General features: G+C 61.1%; 1 pseudogene. It reads right to left on the bottom strand.

The annotated features are described in order from the left end of the window. Nucleotides 1-229, bottom strand: a pseudogene (locus ACV229_RS40975) (leucine ABC transporter subunit substrate-binding protein LivK); the annotation flags it as partial.

Here is a 229-nt window from a genome sequence, read left to right as displayed (position 1 = left end):
GATTGCCGAGTAGTCCGAATCGCCGGCGTTGATGCCTTCGAACACCACGACCGGGATCTTCGCGGCTTCGAGGTCCTTCTTCACCGACGACGCGATGCCCTGGCCGTACGACTGCTTGTCGTGCAGCACCGCGACCTTCTTCGGCTTCACGTTGTTGATGATGTACTTCGCGGCGGCCGGACCTTGCTGGTCGTCACGGCCGATCGTGCGGAAGATGAACTTGCGCTTC

The organism is Burkholderia sp. MR1-5-21 (assembly GCF_053427715.1).
Note: the sequence above shows the minus strand (reverse complement) of the source record. Positions and strands in the feature narration are given on the sequence as shown.